Origin of the sequence: Neorhizobium phenanthreniclasticum (genome assembly GCF_040066075.1) — a bacterium.
Classification (GTDB): domain Bacteria; phylum Pseudomonadota; class Alphaproteobacteria; order Rhizobiales; family Rhizobiaceae; genus Neorhizobium; species Neorhizobium petrolearium.
On sequence record NZ_JBEAAL010000062.1, the window covers coordinates 1 to 9,874 of the forward strand.

General features: G+C 57.3%; 6 protein-coding genes and 1 pseudogene. 2 read left to right on the forward strand and 5 right to left on the reverse strand.

What is annotated here, in order from left to right:
* Positions 1-411 precede the first annotated feature (411 nt).
* Positions 412-1,449 (reverse strand): IS110 family RNA-guided transposase, encoded by a 1,038-nt coding sequence (locus ABK249_RS33455; RefSeq protein WP_210058920.1) that lies wholly within the window; start codon positions 1,447-1,449, stop codon positions 412-414.
* Between the two features lie 1,479 nt (positions 1,450-2,928).
* On the opposite strand from ABK249_RS33455, the gene ABK249_RS33460 reads away from it, so the two are divergent.
* The gene (locus tag ABK249_RS33460; RefSeq protein WP_210058919.1) at positions 2,929-3,963 is read left to right on the forward strand and encodes a porin; all 1,035 of its coding nucleotides are present in this window, start codon (positions 2,929-2,931) and stop codon (positions 3,961-3,963) included.
* A 371-nt stretch (positions 3,964-4,334) separates the two neighbouring features.
* A pseudogene (locus tag ABK249_RS33465) lies at positions 4,335-5,746 on the forward strand (IS5 family transposase).
* Between the two features lie 116 nt (positions 5,747-5,862).
* On the opposite strand, the gene ABK249_RS33470 reads toward ABK249_RS33465, so the two are convergent.
* The 4 genes from ABK249_RS33470 to ABK249_RS33485 all read right to left on the reverse strand — a co-directional run.
* Complete coding sequence (locus ABK249_RS33470; protein ID WP_210058918.1) at positions 5,863-6,936, reverse strand: HlyD family secretion protein; 1,074 nt, start codon at positions 6,934-6,936, stop codon at positions 5,863-5,865.
* 46 nt (positions 6,937-6,982) lie between these two features.
* Positions 6,983-8,713 carry an efflux MFS transporter permease gene (locus tag ABK249_RS33475; protein WP_210058917.1) on the reverse strand — a complete coding sequence of 577 codons (1,731 nt, stop codon included), beginning with the start codon at positions 8,711-8,713 and terminating at the stop codon, positions 6,983-6,985.
* Complete coding sequence (locus tag ABK249_RS33480) at positions 8,700-9,152, reverse strand: MarR family winged helix-turn-helix transcriptional regulator (protein WP_210058915.1); 453 nt, start codon at positions 9,150-9,152, stop codon at positions 8,700-8,702. Before ABK249_RS33480 ends, ABK249_RS33475 begins: the two co-directional genes overlap by 14 nt.
* 332 nt (positions 9,153-9,484) lie before the next feature.
* On the reverse strand, positions 9,485-9,874 hold a 390-nt coding region (locus ABK249_RS33485; protein WP_348864905.1), incomplete at its 5' end, for an IS66 family transposase.

The following is a 9,874-nucleotide window of genomic DNA, read 5'->3' on the forward strand; positions in this document are numbered from 1 at the left end:
GATCACTTGCATAACGCACCGTCCGTCGGCCATATTGGCGGCGGGTGAAATCAGTCCAGCCCATTGCGGTCTCCATCGAATCCTAAGCAAATCCGAAGGAATCACAACTGGCTGATTTCACTCAACTTCTCTATTCGGCGTGTTCAGGTCAAGCGCTTCGAGCCTTTCCATGTGCCCGGCATCGACGTCTTTCGCAGGTCCTTGCTTCTCTACGGGATCGGCGCTTTGCCCTCCCAGCATAGGATCAGGAGAATGAGGCAGTCCTATCTTTTTTAGCGTCCTGACCGACATCGAGTCATCGAGTGCGGTCGGCACGGAGTTGAGTACGAACTTACCTCATCCATCGTCCTGCGAAGGACGCTTGTCCGCCGGGGCGGAACTTTCTGTCTCTCTCCTTCCTGGCCGTCCGGATCAGATGGTCGGGGCCGTAGCTTCCCGCGTCCAGCGGAACCCAGCGCCATCCAGCCACATGCGATGCATGATGACTGCAAGGCGACGCGCAAGTGCGACAATGGCTTTGCGCATCCCGCGCCGCTTCGCGACGTTCATTGCCCAGGCTCTCAACCATGACCATTTCGTCACGCGCGTCAGCAGCGTCTGTGCGGCCTCATAGAGCAGCGTTCTCATCATGCCGTCCCCACACAGGGAGATGCGGCCCACACGCTTGCTTTCACCGGACTCGTTGAGCTTCGGCGTCAGCCCGAGGATGGGACCCACTGCCTTGGAGCTTCTGAAACGCTGCGGAATGTCGATGGTTGCGGTATAGGCCAGCGCCGTGACGGCACCGACACCGGGGATCGTCATCAAGCGCTTGCAGGTCGCATCCTCCTCGGCGGACGCCAGCACCTTCTTGTGCAGACGAGCAAATTCGGCGCGCAGCTTGTTCCGGGCAGAAAGCAGTGGCCCGATGAGGTCTTCCAGGTCGGGCATGCCTTCGACGAGCTCTCGAATGCGCTCGTCGAACTTCACCGTTCCCACAACACCAACCTTGAGGCCGAAGTTGCGCAGAAGGCCGCGGATGTCATTCTCGATGGCTATCGCCTTGCCTTGCAGGAGCTTGCGGGCCGTCAAGAGCGCCCGCCGCTTCTGGCTCGTCAGCGTTTTCACATGCACCGGACGATACAGGTTGACCCGCATCATCTGCGCGATTCCACGCGCGTCGTTACGATCAGTCTTGTTCGGCTGGGCCTTCAGGAACGCCTTCACATGGCGCGTCTCGATGCAGATGACCGGCAATCCTGCGCTTGCAAGCCCCTCGAAAAGCCACTGCGACAAGGGCCCAGCCTCGAGCCCGACCCGTTCGATGTTCCAGCTCGGATCCTTCACGACCGCGAGCAAATCGTCGGGGTGGCTGTGAACCTTCACCTCCCGGCAGATTTTGCCCGTTTCGTCGACAATGCAAACGGCGGTCTCTTTCACCGAGACATCGAGGCCGATAAAGTGCTTCATGCTGCGCTTCCTTTCCTGATGCTTGTGGCTGTCGCGACAGACCACGTTCTATCATCAGCTCGAAGCGCAGCACCTTCCCGCATCACCGTCCGAGGTGGGGCGCAAGCCGAATATCCTATCTTTTTCGGTCAGGCTCTAAAAGGCATGCCTCTACCCAAGTTGAAGGCGGTACTCAACAACCCCGAGACCGTGTGGCAACGCATCGTCGCCTCAAGCTGGTATGGCAGACAAACCGATAAACACCTCGATATCACGACAGGCACTGGCTTGTGGTATCGGCGGGGAACCCCGCCAAGGCCAATTCGCTGGGTCCTAGTTCGAGACCCGACGGGCCGCCGCGAACCCCAGGCGTTCATGAGCACCAATACCGACCTCGAGCGAGATCATCGCCTACTTCGTGCGACGCTGGCAGATCGAAGTGACGTTCGCCGAAACACGCGCCCATCTTGGTGTGGAGACCCAGCGCCAGTGGAATGGAAACGCCATCATCCGCACGACACCTTCACTCTTGGCATTGTACAGTCTCGTGACAGTCTGGGCCGGTGACAGCCTGAGCCGAAGCACGCCCCCTCACGCGGCGGCATGGTATAAAAAAACCGATCTGACATTCACTGATGCGATCGGTGCTGTGCGTCTCGTTTTGTGGAGCGACGATCTTTATCGACACTCACCGTCAAACCCGGAAATGCACAAAATACCTCCCGGACGTCTTATACGAATGGCACAGGCCCTTTGCTTCGCCGCATAATGTACAAAGTCAAGCTCATAGCGACGGTGTCATGGCCGCAGGTCCCTATCCCACCGATCGAGCCGCCCAAGCTCGCACGCAAGTGACAGCCAAATCGGGCGTGATTTTCCTATTTACAAACATATCGTCTGTATATACACTATTGTTGGCAAGCTGGGTTATGACTTAGTTTGTTGTTGTCCCTCTCTCACGATGATCCACCGCCGTTGAGAGGTGGGGGATAAGTTTGATCTCCTGCTAACGGGCATGTGCCGGGGCGTACCGCGATCTCCAGTCGGCGTACGCCCCGGCTTTTCGTTCCACGAAAAGCTCTGCCTCTGCGCTTCGCCGTCAATTTGCTCAAACGCCTGATCTTGGTGTCTCGATGCGCAGCCATATAACATGGCCAATGGGTCCAGCGACGCCAGTGAATTAGCTTAAACGTGGGTAAACGACGAGGGGTCGCAACCCGTGTTCATTCTCGAAAACACTCCTTCGCTTCCTCTACCCGCACTCCCCACAAGCCATCATGCGATGGCAAATCATCACGCCCCCCGGGGGGCTGCCACTGCGTCGGGTTGTTGCCATTATCCCACACTGCTTCTGGAACAAGTTGATCCGAGCCATCGGTTCGCTCTGGGGCAATTTACAAACGTTCCGTCGGTATGTAATCAAATTATCGAGATCACATTCTCGCAGCACCGAGGAGGTCTCTCAATATCAGAATTACCCTTACTAACAGGAGTTCAAAAATGAACATCAAGAGCCTTCTGATCGGCTCCGCTGCTGCTCTTGGGGCAGTTACTGGCGCTCATGCGGCTGACGCCATCGTTGCTGCGGAACCGGAACCAATCGAATATGTGCGTGTTTGCGATGCCTTCGGTACTGGATATTTCTACATTCCGGGTACTGAAACTTGCCTCAAGATCGGCGGCTACATTCGCTTTCAGGTTGATATCGGCGATAGCACCAACCGCTACAACGAGGGCGACTGGGACGCTTGGACTCGTGGCCGCCTGGAAGTCGTCGCAAAGAACGATACCGAACTTGGCACGCTAACCAGCTTTATCGCCATTCATGGTGAATCTTCTCGCGATAACTCGGGGGAAACGCCGGACGATTTCTACTTTGATGACGTCTACATTGAGCTCGGCGGCTTCAAGGTCGGTACTTATCTGAACTGGTGGGATAAGGGTATCAACGGCGAGACTGATGTTAACGCTGGTGGTGCCGATACGCGATTTACCTCTGTTGCTTACACCTACACTGGCGATGCTTTCTCCGTCGGCCTCCAGGTTGATGAACTGAGTCGTACGATCCACAACGGCATCAATGGTGCCGATGGACAAGGCGTCGGTATCGAAGCCCTTGCAATTGCCAAATTCGGCGGGGTTTCCGTCGATCTTCTTGGCAGCTACGATGTGGAGGTCGAAGAAGGTGCTATTCGCCTTCTTGCCAGCGCTCCGATTGGCCCGGGCACGCTTCAGGCTTTCGTAATCTATGCTTCAGACGTTTCGGCCTATTACGGCGGCAGGGCAGCTTCAAGCCTTTCGGGCGAATGGCACGTCGCTGCTTCCTACGCCATCAAGGCTTCTGAAAAGCTTGCCATCACGCCTGGTTTCAACTATGTCTGGGACGAATTCGACGCGAATGGCGGCGAGGACTGGAAGGCTGGCGTGACCTTGGATTATGCAATCGCGAGTGGCCTGGCATTCAAGGGCACTGTGAACTACCAGGATGAGCCGGACGCTTGGACTGGATTTGTCCGCCTGCAGCGCAACTTTTGATCCTGGGGCACCACAATTTAGCCCGCAGTTCACTGCTGCGGGCTGATACTGCCGACGTCGCTCGAAGGTTCTTATGCCGCTTTTACCGATAGACGGGGCTTTCAATTGTCCTTTTTAGATGCGGTTTCACCCCAGTATGCCTTGGTTTCAGGGTGATATCGGCCCGGCTGTTAGTACCCCAAGCCTCTATTGCGTCGGCCGTGAAGTATCCGGAAGCAATTGATATTTCGCGTATATTGGACGTTGCCAAATAATCGACAGCGCAAGATATGGCATGATTTCGCTCTGTTTTCTTGCTATTTCAGATTTCGGTTTTCTCAATCATCGAAGCGTGATTGACTTCCGATATCGCGATGGATCGGATCTGGTAGATGTCCAAGCCTGTTGAACGACGCGAGACGGGAGAAGGTGATCTGTTCCGATCCCGCCTCGACCAGATCATCGATCTGAAGCACGAACTGGTGCAGTTGGCGCAGACCATCGACTGGTCGTTTCTGGAAGAACGGTTTGGTGAGGTTTATCCGGATGTGCTTGGCATGCCGCCCTTGCCGACCCGGCTGATGGCGGGTCTGGCGATCCTCAAGCATACGTTCAGCCTGTCGGATGAGGCTGTCTGTGCTCGCTACCTCGACAGCCCGTATTTCCAGTATTTCTGCGGCGAGACGTTCTTCCAGCACACATTGCCCTTCGACCGTTCGTCGCTGACACGCTGGCGCCAACGCATGGGTGAGGAGCGGATAAAGGCTTTGCTGCAGGAAAGCCTGTCGGTGGCGGTCAAGACCGGCGCAATGAAGCCGTCGGACACGCGGCAGGTGATCGTCGACACGACCGTCCAGCCCAAGAACGTGATGTTTCCGACCGATGCCAAGCTCATTCACCGGGCACGGGAGCGGCTCGTGCGGCTGGCTCGGAAGGTGGGCTCGAGCTACGCCAAAGCTATGTGCGGCTGGGCAAGTTCGCGCTGATCCAGCACCAGCGGTACGCCCACGCAAAACAGTTCAAGCGGGCTGGCAAGGCGCTGCGCAAGCTGAAGACCTATCTGGGGCGAACCATCCGCGACATCGAGCGTCAGATCGCCGGCGACGAGCAACTCAAGGCGATCTTCATCTGGCCGCTCTATCAGGCAAGAACCGTCCTGGAGCAGAAACAGCGTCAGCGCGGCCGCAAGATCTACAGCCTTCATGCCGACGAGGTGGAATGCATCGGCAATGGAAAGGCCCATCGCCCTTATGAATTTGGCGTCAAGGTCTCGGTGGCCACGACGCTGAACCGCGCCAAAGGCGGTCAGTTCGCCCTGCATGCCATGGCGCTGCCCGGTAACCCTTACGATGGGCACACCCTCGAGACCATCATCCCCGACATGGAAGAGACCATTGGCAACCAGCTCTCCCGCATCCTGACCGATGCCGGATATCGCGGCCACAATGCGCCCGAGAGTCACAAGCTCAGGGTGTTCACCAGTGGCCAGAAGCGCCGCGTGACGCCGGCCATCAAACGACAGATGCGACGACGGTCAGCCGTCGAGCCCGTCATCGGGCATCTCAAGAACGAACACCGAATGGATCGCAATTATCTCGCCGGACAGCAGGGCGATGCGATCAACGCCGTGCTGGCTGCCGTCGGATACAATTTCTCGCTCCTGCTCAGATGGTTCAGAGACTTTTGGTGCCTTCTCGCCGCCTTGCTCCTGTCGTCTCTGCCACGATCCCCGCACAGGTTTCCGCATCACACGCCTCCTGAAGATCTCAACGTAAAAACTGTGGCCAAAGTAGCGCCAGTCTAGTGAATAGCCCGAAGCTGTTCAGACAAACCGAGCCAGTTCAAATAGCCGTTTGGCTGAAAGAGGCCTCGCTACGGATGCAAACGGGCACCGGAATTCGAGTTCGGTTTTTGATCGGATCAATCCGCTTGCGCCGTCCGGGCGAGAGCCGCCCCACCTTGCGCGAGATCCACGCTGGCGACCACTGACATGCCAGGCACGAGTTTGGCGGTGAGAGGCTGCTTTGGCTCTATGGCGATGCGAACCGGAATCCGCTGTGCGACCTTTGTGAAGTTACCCGTGGCGTTGTCGGCCTTAATGACGGAGAATTCTGACCCAGTGGCTGGCGCGAAACGCTCGATCCGGCCGTTAAACGTCTTTTCGCCAAGGGCATCAACGGTGAAAGTCACCTCCTGTCCAGGCTGCATGCCGGCGAGTTGGGTCTCCTTGAAATTGGCGACCACCCAGACATGGTTGGGCACGATCGAACCGATCTGCGTGCCGAGCGCGACATACTGGCCGATGCGGCCCGTCACCTCGCCCAGCGTACCGTCCCGCGGCGCTGTTATGCGGGTATTAGCTAGGTCAATCTCGGCGAGCTTCACCGCGGCCTCGGCACTTTGCACGTTGGCTTCCAGCGAGCGGCGGCTAACCACGATCATGTCTAAATCCTGCTCCGCGACCAGTTCCGCGGCTTCAGCCTGATGGACGGCAGCCTGAGCTTGGTTGAAGGCGGCGCGGTTTTTCTCCGCCTCGCTCTTGCTGGCGATATTCTTTTTAAAAAGGCCCTCGGTGCGCTCGTAGGTCGTCCTGGCCACCTCGAGAGCGGCATTGGCACTCTCCACTGCCGCCTTGGCGGACTGGATTTTGGCTTCCGCAGATTTGCGGCTCTGCTCGGAATTGGCAAGGGAAGCCTCCGCGACGGCGAGCGCTGCCTTCGCCTGTTCCAGCTTTTGTGCGTAGATGCGGTCATCAATCTTGGCGATCAGATCGCCCTTCTTGATTTGCTGGTAGTCCTGCACCGGCACCTCGACGAGATAGCCTGTAAGCTGTGGGCTGAGGATTGTCACTTGGCCGCGAACATAGGCGTCGTTGGTCACTTCTACCGCGCCGTGGAAGGGCGGCAGGTTCCAGGCATAAAGTACGACGAACACTCCGGCGAAACCGACGAGAATGGCCACATAAGTGGCGATGGAGCGGAAGAGATTGGACATGGTGTCTTTCTATAATTCCCTTTGTCTTTCTGATTCTGCTCAAGCGTCAAGCGGTTTGCATCGGATATATATTCGGGAAAAGGCGTTGGCGGTTGCGCCACCCTACGTGCAGAAGAAGGATTGCCAAGGCAGCAAGCGAAAGCCAGGACGTAAACAGAAAGGAGTCGTTATAGGCAAGGGCGTAAGCTTGCTGTTGTACCTGTTTGGCGAAGAGCGAGGTGGCTTGGGCAGTCTGCTGGTTCGGGTCGGTCAGCACCTTCCCATAAGCCCCGCCAAGCTGTTTCAGACGAGCCGCGACAAGAGGATCGGTAGATGTGAGCCGCGAGACCAGCCGAAAGGAATGAAATTGTTCGCGCCACTGGACGAAAGTGCCATAGAGGGCGCTGCCCAGATAACCACCGATCTTCTGCGTGGCGAGAAAGACGACGATGAAGGAGAGCATATAGCTGGGGCCACGCTTCAGGGCCGCGCCAAGGCCCATTGTCAGCGCCGGGGGCAGGAAGAGGCCGCCCGCGAAGCTCACCATGAACTGACTAAAATACATCTGTTCCGGCCGGGTCAGAACAGTTGACTGGCTATCCATGTAGCTGCCGATGGCAACGAGGAGCAGAGAGATAGCATGGATCGTGGACTCGCGGCCGGGCTTCATGACTACGGCACAGACCACGCCGGAGACGATCGCGCCCGCAAGAATGACCCAGTAGAGACCGGCCAATTGCTCGTTCAGCATTCCGGCATTGCGTAAGAAGTTGACAGCACCGCTCGTCTGTTCCGATAGAACCAGGCGAGACACCATCAAAGCACCGGCTAAATGCAAGATTTCGCGCGAGGTAAGCCAGCGAATATCGATCAGATGATTCTTCCGGTTGAGCTCGATCATTGCGTGGACAGCCGCCGCTGCGATCCCTCCGATGAAAATCCAGGCGAGCCAGACGGCTTCGGTCCACCAGTAGAGCCTGCCGACAGTGAGAGCCACGGCGAAGCAGCCGAGTGCAATTGCGAGGAAGATATAGCTGACGATGTCGAGACTGCTGATCACTTTGGCTCTCGGTGGGGAACCGAGCGGCAAAAGATAGACGAGACCGAGCGAGATCATCGCGAGACCTATCTCAATGAGATAAAGAGCATGATAGTCCCCAATGTCCATCAGCGACGGTGAAATGAGGCCGGTGACGGGTGTCGGAATAGCGAGGGCTGTCAGCGCGATGCAGAGCCCGATATTCATTTTTTTCGCCGGCGGCATGCTCTCCAGAATATAAAGGAAGCCAAGCGAGGTCATGGGTGCAGCGGCAACGCCCGCGAAGAAGCGCAGCACCAAGGCGCTCTCATAGCTATCCACCCAGAAATGCGCGAGACAGACGAGCACATAGGCAACTATCGCCACTTCCGCGAATTTCCTTAGCCCATACTGGGCACGCACCTTGAACAGAAGGAGCGTCAGGCTGGCGTTCGGAAATAAATACGCCGCCATCAGCCAGGTGGCTTCGACTTGCGTTAGCCCCATTGGCCCGGCGATCTGCTGCAGATTGATGGAGATGAAGCTCATGCCGAGCCCCTGGGTGAGTGCAACCATTGTGCCGGCCAAGACATAGGCGATCATCATCGCCGGTGATTTGGGCACGAAAGCGGCGGGCGCAGCCGGTGCCGGAGCCGCTGATTCTTGCGCCGACGGCGTTTCCTGCTGATGCGCGGCTTCGGTCAGCTTCGCATGTCTATCGAAGGCTGGCCGTATGACTGTCGCGTCTTCCTCTCTTATTGCGGCCTCACGCGGGGACATGGATATCGCTCATCTCCGCAACGTTGGCCGCTATCCGTTCCAGGAGCGCAATACCGTTCTGCAGTTCCTTTGGGTCGACATTGGCGAAGATCTGCATGCGCAGGTCCTCCCCAACAGATCTCACGAGTGCGGCCTGCTCCTCACCAAGGGGCGTGAGAACGATGAGATTGATGCGACGGTCCTTTCCATCAGGGCGGCGTTCAACGAGGCCGGTTTCCTCCATGCGATCAAGGATGCGGACGATGGTCGCCTGTTCAAGCTCGAGATCGCAGGCGAGTTCGCTCTGGGTCATGTTCTGCTTTGCGAGGCGGAACAGTGTACGGGCCCGCGGATAAGTTAGCCCATGTGCCGCGACTCTCTGATTGAAGGCCGTGCGGATCTTGCGGCTCGCCTTGGTGAGCGATTCCAGGAACTCTGATGTGATCGGGTCGTGATTCATTGTGAGCTTATCATTAGTGAGCTTACTATGTGATACTTAGCACGACGATTGTCTCATTTCAAGGGGCCGGTTCCTGTTGGGGGCGAGCTGACAGTGCGTCGGGAGACCGGCAAAGAGTAGATGGTGGGGCTGTTGAAGGATTGAACGAAGCCGCTTCTAAGGTAAGACCGTATGTCCTTCTTCGGTAAGCGCACAATTCGCGGCACCTGTTCATTGAAAATCGAATGAAGGAGTCTGTGTCCACAACGGAGACTGTGGACATGGGATAATCGCGGGAGCGCGTCGCCGGTGTAGCGCTGTTATCAAGCTTGAGGTGACTGTTCCGTAAGCGGTCAGCCGATGGCGTGGGACTTGAAGTTCCAGGGCATGAGCGCCTCGATTTCAGATACGGGCCAGCCTTGAGCGATGCGGTTCAAGGTCTGGGAGAGCCAGTCAAGCGGATCGACGTTGTTCATCTTGGCTGTCTGCAAGAGGGTGGCGACCGTCGCCCAAGTGCGTCCACCACCCTCGCTGCCGGCGAATAGACTGTTCTTTCTCGTAATTGTTTGGGGCCTGATCGCGCGCTCGACGATATTGGAGTCAATTTCGATCCGGTCGTCCGTCAGGAAGCGCTCCAGTGCTTCGCGCCGGGTGAGCGCGTAGCGGATCGCTTCGGCGGTCTTGGACTTGCCAGAGACCTTGCCCAGTTCCTTTTCCCAAAGATCAAAGAGGCCGGAGACGAT